Source organism: Bacillus cereus group sp. N14 (genome assembly GCF_016483555.1).
GTDB lineage: Bacteria > Bacillota > Bacilli > Bacillales > Bacillaceae_G > Bacillus_A > Bacillus_A wiedmannii.
Map to the genome: position 1 here is coordinate 115,474 of NZ_JAEHBQ010000002.1, position 15,722 is coordinate 131,195.

Here is a 15,722-nt window from a genome sequence, read left to right on the forward strand (position 1 = left end):
AATAGGGGTATTCTTCTTGCACTTTTTTTATTTCAATTAGTTACGAAGTTAGAGCTGTTATGATATATTGATATGTAAAGTAAAAGGCCTATCGGAGAATAAGCGAATGGCTGATCAAATATATAATTTCTTTCATATTTTTAGAGTAAGGAAAGATAATATCATTGCTTAATATAGCGAGATAAATACATATACGAAAAGAGGAATAACGTATGCGATATATTACAGCTGGTGAATCTCATGGTCCACAACTTACAACGATTATAGAAGGTGTTCCAGCAGGACTGCCTTTAGTAGCGGATGATATAAATGAAGAGTTAGCTAGAAGGCAAAAGGGGCATGGGCGTGGTAGACGCATGCAAATTGAAACAGATCAAGTGCAAATTGTAAGTGGTGTTAGACATGGAGAGACATTAGGTTCTCCAATTGCACTTGTTGTTGAAAATCGTGATTTTGCACATTGGACAAAAATTATGGGCGCAGAGCCTTTAACGGAACAAGAAGAAAAAGAAATGAAAAGGAAAGTAACAAAACCAAGACCTGGACATGCTGATTTAAATGGTGCGATTAAATATGGTCATAGAGATATGAGAAATGTACTGGAGCGTTCTTCAGCACGCGAAACGACAGTGCGTGTTGCTGCTGGTGCGGTTGCTAAAAAAGTGTTAGCAGAACTTGGTATTACAGTAGCGGGCCATGTAATTGAAATTGGCGGTGTTGAGGCTCAGGAAATTACGTATAGTTCAATTGAAGAATTAAAAAGTATTACAGAAGCATCACCTGTACGTTGCTTAGATGAAGAAGCAGGTAACCAAATGATGAAAGCAATTGATGATGCGAAAGCAAATGGAGATTCAATCGGTGGAATCGTCGAAGTGATTGTGGAAGGAATGCCAATTGGGGTCGGTAGCTATGTGCATTATGATCGAAAACTGGATGCGAAATTAGCAGCCGCAATTATGAGCATTAATGCTTTTAAAGGCGTCGAGATTGGAATTGGTTTTGAAGCAGCGCATAGACCGGGAAGTGAAGTTCATGATGAAATTCTGTGGAATGAGGAACATGGATATACACGAAGAACAAATAATGCAGGTGGATTAGAAGGCGGTATGACGACTGGAATGCCAATTGTTGTGCGCGGTGTGATGAAACCGATCCCTACACTATATAAACCTCTTCAAAGTGTAGATATTGAAACAAAAGAGCCTTTTACAGCGAGCATTGAACGTTCAGATAGTTGTGCTGTGCCAGCAGCTAGTGTCGTTGCAGAAGCGGTTGTGGCTTGGGAATTAGCGACAGCTTTAATAGAACAATTCGGATTCGATCGTATGGACCTTATTCGTGAAAATATTGAGAAACATAATGAATATGCGAGGGGATTTTAATGGGAAACATACATATTCAAACGAAATCAAAAGAATATGATGTACATGTAGGAAAAGAATCGTTGTCACATTTGACAACAATCATTCAAAACATGCAGCCATCTGTATCAAACATCATGATCATTTCAGATGAAGCTGTTGCAACTTTACATTTACAGACAGTTGTAGACGCGTTGCAAATAGAGCAAACAGTATTTTCATTCGTTGTACCGAGTGGCGAAAAAGAGAAGTCTTTTGAAAATTTCTATGCGGCTCATACGTCAGCTCTTGAAAATAAATTAGATAGAAATTCTTTAATTATTGCACTTGGAGGCGGGATGATTGGAGATTTAGCTGGTTTTGTTGCTGCGTCGTTTATGCGTGGAATTCGCTTCGTTCAAGTTCCAACGACTTTATTAGCTCACGATAGCGCAGTAGGTGGGAAAGTAGCGATCAATCATCCGTTAGGTAAAAATATGATCGGTGCATTCCATCAACCAGAAGCAGTTGTATATCATACGCCGTTTTTACAGTCACTTCCTGAAAAAGAGTGGCGTTCAGGTTATGCAGAAGTGATAAAACATGCTCTTATTGGTGATGTAAAGCTGTATCATTGGTTAAAAGAAGAAGTGCAAACATTAGCGGATCTTCGTGATGAGAAGTTAATCCATATATTAACGAAGGCAATTCCTGTAAAGGCAAATATTGTATCACAAGATGAAACAGAAAAAGGTGTACGTGCCCATTTGAACTTTGGACATACGTTAGGCCATGCTCTTGAAAAAGAACTAGGATATGGAAATATTACTCACGGTGACGGAGTAGCGGTTGGAATGTTATTTGCCTTGTTTTTAAGTGAGCAAGTGTACAAGGTTAATCTTTCTTATGAAGAGATGAAGCAGTGGTTCTTAAAGTACGGATATCCAAAAATGCCAAGTGATTTGAATGTAGAGCGTCTCGTTCAATTAATGAAACAAGATAAGAAAGCGAACGCTGGAGCAATTCATATGGTGTTAATGCAGGAATATGGGGTAGTGAATGTCGTATCTATTCCAGATGAGACTGTTCATATTGCGTTAGAGGCATTTCAAAAGGATATGGTTTAAGAGCTAAGAAGTGCTTGTTTAAAGGTATCCTCGTAATAGTGACGGTTAAGATAAACGATTGCAGTGAGAGATTACAACCTTATTGTAATTGAATTGAATAAAACGACTGGGGGAAGAAAAATGAGAGTGAAAGAGCAATTGTTAACTTTGAGAGCATATGTACCTGGGAAAAATATTGAAGAAGTAAAAAGGGAATATGGATTATCAAAAATTGTGAAATTAGCATCGAACGAAAATCCATTCGGTTGCTCAGCACGCGTAACAGAAGCATTAACTTCTTTAGCGAGTCAATATGCTCTTTATCCAGATGGATATGCATTTGAACTTCGGACAAAAGTAGCAGAGCAGTTAGGTGTCAAAGCAGAACAACTGTTATTTGGTAGTGGATTAGATGAAGTCATTCAAATGATTAGCCGTGCATTACTACATGAAGGAACAAATGTTGTAATGGCGAATCCAACATTCTCGCAATACCATCACCATGCTGTTATTGAAGGAGCAGAAGTTCGTGAAGTATCACTTAAAGATGGCATTCACGATTTAGATGCGATGTTACAGCAAATAGATGATAAAACGAAGATTGTATGGATTTGTAACCCGAATAATCCGACAGGTACATATGTAGAGAAACAAAACTTACTTTCATTTTTAGAATCAGTTCCTAAGTCAGCGCTCGTTATTATGGACGAAGCATATTATGAATATGTGGGGACAGAAGACTATCCGCAAACATTACCACTTCTTGAAAAATATGAAAATCTTATGGTTTTACGCACGTTTTCAAAAGCGTATGGCTTAGCTGCTTTCCGTATCGGATATGCGGTTGGTAACGCGAATTTAATCGGACAGCTAGAAGTAGCAAGGTTACCATTTAATACATCGACTGTAGCGCAGGCTGTAGCACTCGCTGCAATAGAAGATCAAGCATTTTTACAAGAATGTGTGAAAAAGAATGAAGAAGGATTAAATCAATATTACGCATTTTGTAAGGAATATAACGTATTCTATTATCCATCTCAAACAAATTTCATTTTCTTAAAACTCGGTATTCCTGGTAATGAGGCTTTCGAACGATTAATGAAGAAAGGCTACATTGTTCGTTCTGGTGCTGCATTTGGTATACATGATGGTATTCGTATTACTGTCGGTTTGAAAGAAGAAAATGATGAAATTATAGAATTATTGACAGAGCTTGTAAAAGAGCAAGTAAAGAAAGAAGAAACATATTCTTAAGAAATTGTGAAGGCTCCTATCATAGGGGCCTTTTTATCTAAATGGTTCCGTGCCAGGCAATAATGAATAAGGGTAACTAACTGTTACGATTTATTTAACCAATTATAACGAAAGTTAATTAAATATATCAGTAAGCCCTGCTAGTCAAGTGATTGGCTAGTAGTGAGGGGGAACTGCGGGCAATCCCTAAAGCTGATTGAGCTACAACGTGGCTAGAAATAGCGAGCGTGAATGTCGCGAAAGCAGAAAAAATCAATCAGATGGTGCAAGGTTAAATCCTAAACATTAGAACAATGGGTCTTCCGCCTCGAATCATCTAAGTCAAAATGGATAAGATGGTTCGAGGCGACTATCTCGTATAACTGACGAGAGTACACCACAAGCCTATGGTGGTGGAAAAATCCTCTATCTCTAAGTAGATAAACATATAGTCTGCGCTCATGTGAAAATATGAGAAATTTATAAGAGAACTGGCTAAGGAATTGAGCCCTTAGTTGAACAAGATAAATTTTATTGAATTTATCGAACTTTATTGAAATTATCGAACGTATGTGCTATGTTAGGCTCGATGAGGTGAGAATAATAATGAAATTTTCACGAGTTAGTCAAGTATCGAAATTAACAGGCTTGTATCCTAGTAGTCTGAGGAGAATGCTGGTGGAACACGCTACGATTCAGAAGAACCAATCTTTCATTATCTGAAAGGTGAGTGCCCGAATAATTGCACAGTAAAGGAGTTACATTCTGATGATATTGGCGAAGAAAGTCAGACTGATTCCAACGCCTGAACAAGAAAAAGTGCTTAGAAACCATGCTGGTGCTGCAAGATTTGCTTATAACTATTGTAAAAGAATGAGTGATAGATACTATAAGCTATTTGGAAAATCTGTTTCACAGTTAGCTTTACAGAAACGATTTACAAAGATCAAGAAGCGAAAGAGATATGAGTGGTTAAAAGACATCAACGCACAAGTTCCCAAACAGGCTTCAAAAGATTTTGATACGGCGAGGAGACATTCGTTCAAAAAGTACAAAAATGGTTATCACACTTCTTATAAATCCAAAAAAGATTTAATTCAAAGTTTTTATGCCAATTATGAAAGACTGATTATAGGAAAGAAAGTAGTTGATATTCAGTCTATTGGAGAAGTGAAAACAAGCCAACAACTACCAAGAAACAAGAAGCCATCAAATCCAAGAGTTACCTTTGATGGGCGTCACTGGTGGATTAGTGTAGGGTTCCAAGAAGACTTTGAATTACAAGAATTAACCGCTGAGTCGATTGGTGTGGATGTTGGTTTAAAAGAGCTGTTTGTGGCTTCTAATGGTATGAAGGAACGAAATATAAACAAAGATGCCAAGGTTAAAAAACTTTTGAAAAGGAAAAAGTCAGCGCAAAGAGATATGGCTAGGAGATTTAAAAAAGGTGTGAAAATTCAATCTGCCGGATATGAAAAAGCTAAAACTGAGCACCTGCGGTTATCTAGGAAAATTATGAATATCCGAAATAACCATATCCATCAAGCAACAGCTAAATTGGTGAAAACCAAACCAATGAGGATTGTTGTGGAAGAATTACCTGTCTCAAACCTGTTAAAAAACAAAAAACTATCGAAAGCATTTTCATTTCAAAAATTAAACTTCTTCTTTCAATGTTTGTCATACAAGTGCGAGAAGTATGGAATTGAGTATGTAAAAGCTGATAAATGGTTCGCCTCAAGCCAGATTTACTCATGTTGCGGAGTGAAATACGACCATTCAGTTCAACTAGAAGGACAGTGGAGTTTAAAAATACGTGAGTGGCGTTGTGTTCCATGCAATAGCCATCATGATAGAGATTTAAATGCTGCGATAAATTTATCAAGATGGGTAAAATAAATGCTTGATAATAGGAGGTAACGATACTGCCTCGTGTGGAGTGTTATACCCCTCGTCCCTTTGGGGTTGCGAGAACACGATGAAGCACTAACTTGTGTGAATTTGATTGAATTGTATAGATTTAGTTAAGTTTATCGTATCGGAAGTTATTTGCACGGTAATGAAAGAAAACGGTACAATAGAAAGTAGTAATGCGGTATCGGTGTCATATTCGAATCGTTATCAGTGAAAGTACAAGAAGAAGTATGCTTATTCTAGAGGTTGCGTTCTTACACTTAGTTGCTTATGATAAAGTGAAACTTTAATCAGTGGGGGATGGTTCATCCCCACTGATTATCAGCCCTCACTAATCAGGGTCTTACTGCCCGCAAATAGCGAGATAAATGAACAGAAAATAATATTTTTTAGAATTAAAGGAGACGTTTATGCAAAAGTTTGAACAAGCTGTTTCATATATTGAAAATGGTGAAGCGGAAAAAGGATTACAATTATTAAAAGAACAATTAAAAATTGCGAATGATGAAGAGAAGTATGATATTGCTCGTTACTATCATACACTTGGATTTACGGATGAAGCGTTAGCTATTACAGAAGACTTGCGTTTATTGTATCCGGAAGAAAGTGAATTCACTGTATTTTTAGCAGAATTATATATTGATCTAGACAAAGAAGATGAAGCAATTGAAGTGCTTCATGATATTCCAGAAAATGATGATTTATATGTTCAATCGTTATTACTTGTTGCAGATTTATTCCAAATGCAAGGTTTCGATGATGTAGCAGAACAAAAACTATTAAAGGCGAAAGAAATGATGCCTGACGAACCTGTTATTACGTTTGGATTAGCAGAGTTATATAGTAGTAAAGGTGAAGAACAAAAGGCAATCACTCATTATGAGTCGCTATTAGCAGAACATAAAGTAATGGGTGGAGTTGTCATTGCACTTCGCCTCGCAGAAACGTTAAGTGCGATTGGAAATTGGGAAGAAGCGATCTCTTACTATGAAGCAGGTTTAGAGGAACAAAAAGATATCCACTCATTATTTGGATATGCCTTCACATTATACCAAGGTGAAGAATACCAAAGAGCAATTGGTGCTTGGCAAGAACTAAAAGAATTAGATCCGGAGTATGCATCGCTTTACATGTATTTAGCGAAAAGCTATGAAAAAGAAGGAATGCTTCAAGAAAGCTATGAAACACTTCAAGAAGGAATTAAAGTAGATGAGCTTTCTGTACCATTTTACGTAGAATTAGCGAACATTGCGGCGAAATTAGGGAAAATAGTGGAAGCAGAGGAAGTGCTTCAAAAAGCGCTTGAGTTAGATCCAGGACATTTAGGTGCGATATTAAAATATGCGTATATCTTAAAAGAACAAGAAAAGTATGAAGAGCTAATTGCAGTTGTAGAGCGTGCGATTGATAGCGGAGAACCAGATACACAACTACTTTGGGATCTTGCGTTTGCAAAAAAACAATTAGAAATGTATTCGGATGCATTAAAACACTATGAAAGTGCATATACTTCTTTTAAGAATCATCCAGACTTCTTGGAAGAGTACGGTTATTTCTTATTGGAAGAAGGTATGCGAAAAGAGGCGAAAGAAGTATTTACTCAGTTAATACAACTAGACCCGACACAAATTCATATTGAAGAATTGTTATATAATTTAGAGGATTTTTCATAAGTTGGAAGGAAACTGAATACCGCTTCTTGAATCTAAAAAGAAAAGAGAAAGACAGAGGAGGGACTTAATTGCTATGAATACCCCTGTTTCTGTAAACGAGAAGAAGGATTTTGTAAAATGGTTTTTGAATAATTACCAACTGAAACAGCGTGAATGCGTATGGATTTTGAATTATTTAATGAGTCATGACCAATTGATGCATAAAGTCCACTTCGTAGAGCATGCAAAATATTGTCCACGTGGTTTAGTGATGTCCGCGAATTGTGTGAAAGACACACCGTTTCACTTTTTTAAACAAAATGTTATGACAACAGATGCTGAAAAATCGTTTCATGATATTCGTTTAAATCGAGATGAAGATATTTATATTCAACTCAATTTTAAATCATCGTTTCAAAATGCCAATTATGTAGCTGTATTAGAAGAAAACCCGTATTTACCAAAGCATATTGAAGTAAATGAAAAAGATCGTTTACTTGCAGAAAGATTTTTAGAAGAAAGTGTATTTTCTTTTAGAAGAGAACGTCTTTTGAAACAAATTGATGAAGCGCTGGATAAGCAAGATAAGGAAGCGTTTCATAAGTTAACAGCTGAGTTAAAGATGTTATAGAATTCATTTGGATTCATAAAATTTTACAAATTTCAGACTTTTTGAGAAAAACTACCTTAATATAGGTAGTTTTTCTTTTTTTACCTCTTTTAGTATGGTTTAATATATATAAAGTGAAAGTTCTGTTATTTACAAATGAAGGGAGGGAAGACATTTGAAATGGAGTGTAAAAGATGTGGAGCAGTTTGAGCAAGCAAGAGAGTATGTAGATACTGGTGTTATACCACTTTTATCAATTTCGGCAGCAAAAGAAATGAAAATGGTAGTAGAACAAGGTGAATTTATCGAATTGTTGAGTATGGAGTTGGAAAGAGAATATAAAGGAAGAGTACTTTTACTACCTGCATTTACGTATTTAGTAGAAAGTCAAAAAAATGAAAAAGGTCGTTTGCAAGAATGGACAAATCATTTGCAAAAGCAAGGTTTTAAGCATATTGCTTATGTTACAAGTGATTTTTCATGGAAAGAAGATATGCAAGAGTTACAAGGAGATTTATTTTGGTTTCCTTCATTAGCGTTAGAACAATTTAGTGATCAAGCGAAAAGAGAAGTTATTCATGCACATATAAAAAATATAATGGTGATGTTAGAAGAAAAGTGGGGAAAGTAATAATAAACAGAAAGTTCTTATTATTATGAGTAGTATGATATTGACCTGTACCTAAGCGTATTATATCATGATAGTGTCCTAGTTTTTATTTTTTATATAATTTATCACGAGGGGACAATTTCTGATAGAGGGGGGAAATTTTCGTGAGCGAGAAAGAACATCGTGTATCAAGAAGACAGTTTTTAAATTACACCCTTACAGGGGTAGGAGGCTTTATGGCAGCGGGTATTTTAATGCCGATGACGCGATTTGCGCTTGATCCGGTGTTAAGAAAAGAAGCGGGAACGGATATGGTTGCTGTTGCACAAGTAAAGGATATTACAACAGAGCCGAAACGTTTCGATTTTAAGGTGAAGCAGGTTGATGGTTGGTACAAGTCCGAAGAGCCAAAATCAGCTTGGGTTCATAAAGATGAAAGCGGAGACATTGTTGCGTTCTCTCCAGTATGTAAACATTTGGGATGTACAGTTAACTGGAATTCGGACAAAGCACATCCGAATCAATTCTTTTGTCCATGTCACGGGGGCCGTTACACAAAAGACGGGATGAACATCAAAGGTACGCCGCCCCTTGCTCCGCTTGATGTATACGAGTCCAAAGTAAAAGATGGAACGCTGTATTTAGGCAAAGCGAAGCCAAAAGGGGGTGCAAAGTAGATGCTAAATAAAATTTATGATTGGGTAGATGAAAGGTTAGATATTACACCAATATGGCGTGATATCGCTGATCATGAAGTACCTGAACATGTAAACCCGGCACATCACTTTTCTGCATTCGTTTATTGCTTTGGAGGACTTACCTTTTTCGTTACTGTAATTCAAATTTTATCAGGAATGTTTTTGACGATGTATTATGTGCCTGATATTAAAAATGCTTGGGAATCGGTTTATTATTTACAAAATGAAGTTGCATATGGGCAAATTGTTCGTGGTATGCACCACTGGGGCGCTAGTCTCGTCATTGTAATGATGTTTTTACATACACTTAGAGTTTTCTTCCAGGGTGCGTATAAAAAGCCTCGTGAGTTAAACTGGATTGTTGGTGTTCTTATTTTCTTTGTTATGTTAGGTCTTGGTTTTACCGGATATTTATTACCGTGGGATATGAAAGCATTATTTGCTACGAAAGTAGGGATTCAAATTGCAGAGCAAACGCCGCTCATTGGTCCTTATATTAAAACATTACTCGCTGGTCATTCCGAAATTGTTGGCGCTCAAACATTAACTCGCTTCTTTGCTATTCACGTCTTCTTCTTACCAGCAGCACTTCTAGGTTTAATGGCCTTCCACTTCATCATGATTCGCAAACAAGGTATTTCCGGTCCGCTATAAGAGATTGCTAAATTAAAGGGGAAAGAACTAAAGGAGGGAGATTATGCATCGAGGCAAAGGGATGAAGTTTGTAGGAGATTCTCGGGTACCAGTAGCTCGGAAACCAAATATTCCAAAAGACTATTCTGAATACCCAGGAAAAACAGAAGCGTTTTGGCCGAACTTCTTGTTAAAAGAATGGATGGTTGGTGCAGTTTTTTTAATCGGTTATTTATGTTTAACAGTGGCGCATCCGTCACCACTTGAGAGAATGGCGGATCCAACTGATGCCGGATATATACCACTTCCAGATTGGTATTTCTTATTCTTGTATCAGTTATTAAAGTATTCTTATGCTTCTGGTTCATTTACTGTAATTGGAGCGTTTATTATGCCAGGGATTGCGTTTGGCGCATTACTGTTAGCTCCATTTCTTGATCGAGGCCCAGAAAGACGCCCATTGAAGCGTCCTGTAGCAACTGGATTTATGCTTTTAGCAATTGCATCGATTATCTTTTTAACTTGGGAATCTGTAGCACACCACGACTGGGAAGCTGCAAAAAAACAAGGAGCAATTGTAAAAACAGCACCAGTTGATAAAAATGATGACGGCTATAAATTAATGCAAAAAAATACTTGTTTAACATGTCACGGTGACAATTTACAAGGCGGGGCAGCAGCACCGGCACTGCAAAATTTAACTTTAAAGCCAGAAGAAATTGCTAAAATTGCGAAAGATGGAAAAGGTTCAATGCCTAAAGGCGTATTTAAAGGTACGGATGAGGAATTGAAGAAGCTTTCGGAATTCATTGCTAAGTATAATAAAAAATAATAAAAAGCTGACTACAAAATTTGTAGTCAGCTTTTTATTTTGATGAAAGAAAGTTTACTATATAATAGAGTAGAGTTTGAGGAAAGAATGACTTTGTTTGAAAGGTGTTGGACATACAGCTTGGTTTATTTGTATGCAATGTTAAGACAACGCTCTATATTATTATTTTTATTAGTTGTTAACATATTAGGTACAATATACGGATTTATATGGTATGGAAATCAATTAAAAGAAACCTCACCTATATTTTGGCCGTTTGTACCCGATAGCCCGATGGCGAGTCTCTTTTTTGTCTTTGTTTTAATTGCTTTTTTAAGAAAGAGAAATTGGGGATTAATAGAGGCGCTAGCGATTGTTACTTTAATGAAATATGGTATATGGGCTGTTGTTGTAAATGCAATTATGATCTATGTAAAAGGTCCTATTGGTCTTATGGGGTATATGTTAATGCTTTCGCACTTTGCGATGGCAGTACAAGGATTGTTATATGCACCGTTTTACCGTATAAAAAAATGGCATTTTGCGGTAGCATCTATATGGACATTACATAATGATGCAATTGATTATTTATTTTGGCAAATGCCGAGATATGGAATTATGCATTTGTTTGTAGAAGAAATTGGTTACTTTACGTTTTGGCTAAGCATCGTCACACTATGTCTTACATATTATTATTGCTTGCGTGAGAACCGAAAACAGTTTTCTTTATGATAGTTAGAACATGTAGGGGGAGAAAATGAAGAAAAATAAGAGTGGTACAAAAATATTGGATCGATTGATTACTATAGTTGTTTCATATAGTATAGCATTTTCTATATTTGCACTCGCAACAACGGCGGTTGTATACGGAAAATGGCTATATTATTTTGAAATTGATTTTTTAAACATTCCAGATTTAGCGGATATGACGAAGGATGATATTAAAAGAAATTATGATGTGCTTATTACATATTTATCGCCGTTTTATGATGGAGCATTGCAGTTGCCAACATTAGATATGTCTACAAATGGCCGTATTCATTTTGTAGATGTTAAAAATATTTTAGTAAAGATTCAATATGTAATGTATGCGACAATTATGATTGCAATAATAGGCGGGATTTATTTATTAAAAAAGAAAAATGAAAAGTTTTTACTGCACGGATCAATTTTAACAATTATCTTACCGATCGCGCTCATGTTACCGATCGCTATTAATTTTGAAAAGAGTTTTGTATTATTCCATAAGCTGTTATTCAGTAATGATTATTGGATGTTTGATATTGAAACGGATCCAATTATATTAATGTTACCAGAAGAATTCTTTATGCATGCTGCGTGTGCAATTTTATTATTTATTTTATGTGGCAGCATACTTTGTTACAGCTTGTATAGATATTTCGTAAAAAAGAAAAGGATTTCAAAGGAAAAATTCTCTGTTTAAAGAGAATTTTTTTGTTTGTAAAACGATAATATATTTTTCGGTCCAGTTCTGTTCTATTCTTGTCCCAATTAACATATTTTGTACTAGTAGTTATAGGGGGGACCGTGATGAAGAGAACATTAATTGGATTGATAGCATTTCTAATTATAATGTTTCCGTTACGTATATATGCTGAAGAGTGGAGTGAACTAACAGGGTTGTTAGACGACTCATTACAATTAGTGAAGCGTAATGAAGATGAAAAAGCAGTACAAGTATTACAACATTTCTCGGAGCAGTTTGTCATAAAGGGGAATGAAAAGAAGCAAGAAGTAACGCCAGATCAAGTTAGAGTTATTTCTTTAGCTTACGACAAGGCGAAACAATCACTCGCGGAAACAGATTTAGGTAAACAAGTTAAAATTGATAATGTGTTAGCCCTACAGCTCGCTGTTGATGCGAAAGTGTCGAAATATCAACCACTTTGGATGGAAAGAGAAAAAAAAGTAATGGGTGCCTTTTCTCAAATGGAAAAAGCGATGAAAAAAGAAGATACGGGACAGTTTCAACAAACGTTAAACACATTTTTACATGAATTTAATATTATTTATCCAAGCTTAATGATTGCTTTGCCAGAAAACGAAGTGCAGCGTGTAAATGCCCATTTATCTTATTTGGATGAATTTCGTAACGTTATGTTAAAAACGAAAGGTGGGCAAATGCAATTAGGAATCATTAAAGGGGATTTGCAAAAAATATTTCACACAGTAAAAAAAGATGAAATTGCACCCTCTCTCATTTGGTTTATGACAATTACTGGAGGTCTTATTTTATTCACATTAACTTATGTTGGATGGAGAAAGTATAAAGGAGAGAGAGAAAAAAGAAAAAGTAATGTACACTCTAAAAATAGATAATGCAATAAATAAAGATATGGATTGTAAGGTTTATTCATTGACAATGATGTCAGAAGAAAATAGAATGAGAAGTACTATAATTAAAACTTCAATGGAGGTTCAAAGGTTCATGATGTTTTATTTAATTTACTTCGCGATCATAATGATCATACCGTTGTATGCACAGTCAAAAGTACGTAGTGCCTATAGCAAGTATTCACAAGTTTATTCAACATCAGGTATGACAGGAGCGGAAGTGGCTCGAAAGATTTTAGATGAAAATGGATTATACAACGTAGCTGTAGAAGAAACACCAGGTCATTTATCAGACCATTATGATCCAACTGCCAAAACAGTTCGATTATCAACAGATAACTATTACGGTCATTCAGTTGCTGGTACAGCAGTAGCAGCGCACGAAGTAGGACACGCAATTCAAGATGCAAAAGATTATAACTTTATGCGTATTCGTCATTCGTTAGTGCCTGTGGCGAATTTTGGATCGAATATATCATGGGTATTTATTATGATTGGTATATTTGCGACAATGTCAAAACTATTGTTATTAGGAATTATTTTAATGGCAGCAGGTGTTGTGTTCCAACTCGTTACATTACCAGTTGAGTTTGATGCATCAAAGCGTGCAATGCAACAAATTGAAGCGTTAGGTATCGTATCAACAGATGAATATGGGCAAGCTCGTAAAGTATTAAATGCGGCAGCATTAACATATGTAGCGGCTGCAGCTGTTGCAGTATTTGAATTATTACGTCTCGTATTAATGTATACTGGTATGCAGCGTAGCGACGACTAAAGACTATCAATTTTGATAGTCTTTTTTGTTTTGTGGATTGAATTATATAATGTATTGCAAATAGAAATAATAGAAGTAATACGGAAAGGCGGTGGGGAAAATGAAATATCCAAGCCATTTAGTAAAACAAGTGAAAGAACAAAGTGCTCCTTATCAGCTAGAAGGTTTCTTAAGTGGACAAGGTCCTGAAAATCCGAAATTTATGTTGTTAGGAGAAGCGCCTGGTGAAACAGAAATTCATAATGGGATTCCGTTTAGCGGGAGGGCAGGAAAACAACTAATGGATTTTTTAGAGCGTATTCAAGTTAAAAGGGAAGAAGTATATATCACGAGCGCTGTTCGAAGTAGACCATATAAGTGGCGAGAGAAAAAAGAACGAAATGGTGAAATCATACAGAAAAAGTATAATAGAACGCCAAATCAAGGAGAAATACTTGCCCATGCCCCTTTGTTAGATTATGAATTAGAGAAAATAAACCCGAAGCTTATCGTTACACTTGGAAATATCGGCCTTCAACGTTTAACGGGGAAAAATAAAAAAATTACAGATGTGCACGGACAATTATTAATACAGCCCATTCAAAAATTAAAGGATATGCAAAGTGCAGAGTTTACATGGTCAGAGAAAGAATATCATATTTTCCCGACTTTTCATCCTGCTTCCATTTTTTATAATAGGAGTTTATTGGAGTTTATTTATGAGGATTTAGAGAAACTTAAAAAATATGTAATAAAAAACTAGAAAAGCTAGAGAGCTTTTCTAGTTGCGTTTATTTATGTAAAGGATTTTTATTTTCATCTAACGTAAAACCTTCACCAACTACATCATGTACATCACTTACAGCAACAAAGGCATGAGGATCTACAGAAGTAATAATATTTTTTAATTTCACGATTTCATTTTTAGCAACAACGCAATATAATACGTTCCGTTCCACTTTTGTATACGATCCAACAGCTTTTAAAAAAGTAGCTCCGCGTTCCATATCAGATAAAATTTTGGCAGCAATTTCATCGTTTTTATCTGAGATAATAGTTGCTCCTTTTGCCGCATAGGCTCCTTCTTGCATAAAATCAATGACTTTCGCCCCGATAAAAACAGCAACTAACGTATACATGCCCTCGCGGTATGATAAATAGGTAAGAATAGAGACGATAATGACGATAGCATCAAACATAAACATCGTTTTCCCCATACTCCAGCCAACATATTTATGAGCGAGTCTCGCGATAATATCTACACCGCCAGTAGTCCCGCCATATTTAAATATTATTCCAAGACCGACACCGATAAATGCCCCGGCGAATAAAGCCGCGAGTGTCATATCATTTTGTAAGTTTAAATGTAAGTTGAGAACTTCGTAACGTTGAAAAATCCATAGAAATAAAGATACGCTGAAGGTGCCGATTAGTGTATAGATAAATGTCGTTCTTCCAAGTAACTTCCAACCGATAAAAAATATAGGGATATTTAAAATTAAGTTTGAATAAGAAGGATCAAACTTAAATAGAAAATACAATAATAGTGTAATACCGGTAAATCCACCTTCTGCAAGGTGATTTTCAATATTGATATTCACAATACCGAAAGAAAAAATAGCGGAACCGATTAAAATGAAAATGATATTTCGAATCTTCAAATTTGATGTCATATAGAAATCCTCCTAATTATGTAAATGGCATTGCTCCGCTGATACGGTAAAACATAATGATAAGTAATTTCTAGCTTTTAGTAAAAATAGTGAAGGCTATAAAAAACCGCAAAAGAAAGTTTCACTTTACCCCGTTCCAACGGCTGGTAGGGGATAAAGCTCTGAAGGAGGGCAAACCAGCCGTTGGAACCCAATTGGTTCGGGCTGATCTTTTGCAAAAACCGCAAAAGAAAGTTTCACTTTATTATATTCTATCTAAAAAGGGGGCGCAAATAGGTGTTTTGCAGGGAATAATATTTGTCAAATCGCGATGAATTGGCTAACATG

Annotated in this window: 16 protein-coding genes; 15 read left to right on the forward strand and 1 reads right to left on the reverse strand. The window is 35.9% G+C overall.

Annotation, left to right across the window (positions count from 1 at the left end):
- Window positions 1–212: 212 nt before the first annotated feature.
- The 15 genes from aroC to JDS82_RS04075 all read left to right on the forward strand — a co-directional run bounded on the left by aroC (window position 213) and on the right by JDS82_RS04075 (window position 14,485).
- Window positions 213–1,385 carry a chorismate synthase gene (gene aroC / locus JDS82_RS04005; protein ID WP_088057699.1) on the forward strand — a complete coding sequence of 391 codons (1,173 nt, stop codon included), beginning with the start codon at window positions 213–215 and terminating at the stop codon, window positions 1,383–1,385.
- Complete coding sequence (gene aroB, locus JDS82_RS04010; protein ID WP_199712744.1) at window positions 1,385–2,470, forward strand: 3-dehydroquinate synthase; 1,086 nt, start codon at window positions 1,385–1,387, stop codon at window positions 2,468–2,470. The genes aroC and aroB overlap by 1 nt, the downstream gene beginning before the upstream one ends.
- Window positions 2,471–2,590: 120 nt before the next feature.
- Window positions 2,591–3,703: a histidinol-phosphate transaminase gene (gene hisC, locus JDS82_RS04015; protein WP_199712745.1), complete on the forward strand. Its 1,113-nt coding sequence runs from the start codon at window positions 2,591–2,593 to the stop codon at window positions 3,701–3,703.
- Window positions 3,704–4,450: 747 nt separating this feature from the next.
- Window positions 4,451–5,581, forward strand: coding sequence for an RNA-guided endonuclease InsQ/TnpB family protein (locus tag JDS82_RS04020; protein ID WP_199712746.1), 1,131 nt, complete (start codon window positions 4,451–4,453; stop codon window positions 5,579–5,581).
- Window positions 5,582–6,006: 425 nt separating this feature from the next.
- The gene (locus tag JDS82_RS04025) at window positions 6,007–7,269 is read left to right on the forward strand and encodes a tetratricopeptide repeat protein (protein WP_199712747.1); all 1,263 of its coding nucleotides are present in this window, start codon (window positions 6,007–6,009) and stop codon (window positions 7,267–7,269) included.
- Between the two features lie 73 nt (window positions 7,270–7,342).
- Window positions 7,343–7,879: a ReoY family proteolytic degradation factor gene (locus tag JDS82_RS04030; RefSeq protein WP_001095922.1), complete on the forward strand. Its 537-nt coding sequence runs from the start codon at window positions 7,343–7,345 to the stop codon at window positions 7,877–7,879.
- A gap of 154 nt (window positions 7,880–8,033) precedes the next feature.
- Complete coding sequence (locus JDS82_RS04035; protein ID WP_000872168.1) at window positions 8,034–8,489, forward strand: YpiF family protein; 456 nt, start codon at window positions 8,034–8,036, stop codon at window positions 8,487–8,489.
- A 143-nt stretch (window positions 8,490–8,632) separates the two neighbouring features.
- Window positions 8,633–9,145: a menaquinol-cytochrome c reductase iron-sulfur subunit gene (gene qcrA / locus JDS82_RS04040; RefSeq protein WP_001290419.1), complete on the forward strand. Its 513-nt coding sequence runs from the start codon at window positions 8,633–8,635 to the stop codon at window positions 9,143–9,145.
- Complete coding sequence (gene qcrB, locus JDS82_RS04045; protein WP_000932700.1) at window positions 9,146–9,820, forward strand: menaquinol-cytochrome c reductase cytochrome b subunit; 675 nt, start codon at window positions 9,146–9,148, stop codon at window positions 9,818–9,820. It abuts the gene before it with no gap.
- Window positions 9,821–9,863: 43 nt separating this feature from the next.
- Window positions 9,864–10,631, forward strand: a complete 768-nt coding sequence (gene qcrC / locus JDS82_RS04050) for a menaquinol-cytochrome c reductase cytochrome b/c subunit (RefSeq protein WP_000554600.1) — start codon at window positions 9,864–9,866, stop codon at window positions 10,629–10,631.
- Window positions 10,632–10,751: 120 nt separating this feature from the next.
- Window positions 10,752–11,342 (forward strand): lipoprotein heptaprenylglyceryl N-acetyltransferase LhaT, encoded by a 591-nt coding sequence (gene lhaT, locus JDS82_RS04055; protein ID WP_000262814.1) that lies wholly within the window; start codon window positions 10,752–10,754, stop codon window positions 11,340–11,342.
- 25 nt (window positions 11,343–11,367) lie between these two features.
- The gene (lit, locus tag JDS82_RS04060) at window positions 11,368–12,054 is read left to right on the forward strand and encodes a lipoprotein intramolecular transacylase Lit (protein WP_000739736.1); all 687 of its coding nucleotides are present in this window, start codon (window positions 11,368–11,370) and stop codon (window positions 12,052–12,054) included.
- A 107-nt stretch (window positions 12,055–12,161) separates the two neighbouring features.
- Window positions 12,162–12,950: a sporulation protein YpjB gene (ypjB, locus tag JDS82_RS04065; RefSeq protein WP_000831596.1), complete on the forward strand. Its 789-nt coding sequence runs from the start codon at window positions 12,162–12,164 to the stop codon at window positions 12,948–12,950.
- Between the two features lie 109 nt (window positions 12,951–13,059).
- Window positions 13,060–13,743, forward strand: a complete 684-nt coding sequence (locus JDS82_RS04070; RefSeq protein WP_075308939.1) for a zinc metallopeptidase — start codon at window positions 13,060–13,062, stop codon at window positions 13,741–13,743.
- Window positions 13,744–13,843: 100 nt separating this feature from the next.
- Window positions 13,844–14,485, forward strand: a complete 642-nt coding sequence (locus tag JDS82_RS04075; RefSeq protein WP_046955218.1) for a uracil-DNA glycosylase — start codon at window positions 13,844–13,846, stop codon at window positions 14,483–14,485.
- Between the two features lie 28 nt (window positions 14,486–14,513).
- Here JDS82_RS04075 and JDS82_RS04080 read toward each other — a convergent pair whose 3' ends face one another.
- Window positions 14,514–15,395 (reverse strand): YitT family protein, encoded by an 882-nt coding sequence (locus tag JDS82_RS04080; RefSeq protein ID WP_000203306.1) that lies wholly within the window; start codon window positions 15,393–15,395, stop codon window positions 14,514–14,516.
- Between the last annotated feature and the right edge of the window lie 327 nt (window positions 15,396–15,722).

Coding starts and splice junctions, on each gene's coding strand:
- hisC (WP_199712745.1), top strand. CDS start 2,591: ATGAGAGTGAAAGAGCAATTGTTAACTTTGAGAGCATATGTACCTGGG.
- aroB (WP_199712744.1), top strand. CDS start 1,385: ATGGGAAACATACATATTCAAACGAAATCAAAAGAATATGATGTACAT.
- qcrC (WP_000554600.1), top strand. CDS start 9,864: ATGCATCGAGGCAAAGGGATGAAGTTTGTAGGAGATTCTCGGGTACCA.
- ypjB (WP_000831596.1), top strand. CDS start 12,162: ATGAAGAGAACATTAATTGGATTGATAGCATTTCTAATTATAATGTTT.
- lit (WP_000739736.1), top strand. CDS start 11,368: ATGAAGAAAAATAAGAGTGGTACAAAAATATTGGATCGATTGATTACT.
- JDS82_RS04025 (WP_199712747.1), top strand. CDS start 6,007: ATGCAAAAGTTTGAACAAGCTGTTTCATATATTGAAAATGGTGAAGCG.
- JDS82_RS04030 (WP_001095922.1), top strand. CDS start 7,343: ATGAATACCCCTGTTTCTGTAAACGAGAAGAAGGATTTTGTAAAATGG.
- qcrB (WP_000932700.1), top strand. CDS start 9,146: ATGCTAAATAAAATTTATGATTGGGTAGATGAAAGGTTAGATATTACA.
- JDS82_RS04075 (WP_046955218.1), top strand. CDS start 13,844: ATGAAATATCCAAGCCATTTAGTAAAACAAGTGAAAGAACAAAGTGCT.
- JDS82_RS04080 (WP_000203306.1), bottom strand. CDS start 15,395: ATGACATCAAATTTGAAGATTCGAAATATCATTTTCATTTTAATCGGT.
- JDS82_RS04070 (WP_075308939.1), top strand. CDS start 13,060: ATGATGTTTTATTTAATTTACTTCGCGATCATAATGATCATACCGTTG.
- JDS82_RS04020 (WP_199712746.1), top strand. CDS start 4,451: ATGATATTGGCGAAGAAAGTCAGACTGATTCCAACGCCTGAACAAGAA.
- aroC (WP_088057699.1), top strand. CDS start 213: ATGCGATATATTACAGCTGGTGAATCTCATGGTCCACAACTTACAACG.